The sequence below is a fragment of the Alkalibacillus haloalkaliphilus C5 genome (assembly GCF_000269905.1).
In the GTDB taxonomy this organism is placed as follows: Bacteria; Bacillota; Bacilli; order Bacillales; family Alkalibacillaceae; genus Alkalibacillus; species Alkalibacillus haloalkaliphilus_A.
Genome location: NZ_AKIF01000284.1, coordinates 1 through 770 on the forward strand (window position 1 = coordinate 1; position 770 = coordinate 770).

The 770-nt window shown below is 32.6% G+C and carries 1 protein-coding gene; it reads right to left on the minus strand.

Translation table 11 applies throughout. The features are described 5' to 3' along the window. Nucleotides 1–342: 342 nt before the first annotated feature. Nucleotides 343–663: a hypothetical protein gene (locus A194_RS0116440; RefSeq protein WP_017187859.1), complete on the minus strand. Its 321-nt coding sequence runs from the start codon at nt 661–663 to the stop codon at nt 343–345. Nucleotides 664–770: the final 107 nt, after the last annotated feature.

The window sequence follows — 770 nt, forward strand, 5'->3', positions numbered from 1 at the left end:
AGTTTGTATGTAATTGTAGATAAAATAGCCACTAATCACTAGAACTAATAACGCTAGCAACATGTAAAAGAATGCAGATTTTGTGGCTTTCTTCATTTCAAAAAGTATAAATTTAATCATTAAAACATCCACCTCCTCTCATAATAATGTTTATCGAAGTTTTTCGAACAATTCGTCATAACTCTACACCTACATAACACTTATTTATTCAATAATTACACATTAGTAAGTATTACGGTGAACTATATACGGCTTTAACTCAAACTTTATCAATTTACTTTATGTAAGCCCCCATTTAAAATAAAAGGTGAGGAATAAAAACCTTCCTCACCTTTTATTCAATTACTCTTTTTCAGATGAGCTTGCGATTGGACATGTACCAGTACAGTAAACTGTTCCTGAATAACGAGCATATAGGTAATCCCCATTTGTCCACGATCTTTCTAATTCAAGCGTGCCACTATAACCTCCGCTATTATAAGGAATACTGTTATAAGGTGGTTCATCATATTGACTAGCATCAAAAACTTCAGTCACGGAAACAGTCCTCGAGTTTGATGCTTCAAAATCATCTTCGTCCACACTTTTCGCTTGTAACGGTCCTCCTATAAATAATATTCCGAATAAAATCATTGAAACTAAAACACTTACTTTTTTACCCATAAAAACCTCCAAGAGCTTATTTACTATTCTGTTAGCGGGGTGATCATCAAATTGAGTAGAATAGTATGTTTTCTTTATTCTTCATAACAAACTAATAACCCTTTTCT

Coding starts and splice junctions, on each gene's coding strand:
- A194_RS0116440 (WP_017187859.1), bottom strand. CDS start 663: ATGGGTAAAAAAGTAAGTGTTTTAGTTTCAATGATTTTATTCGGAATA.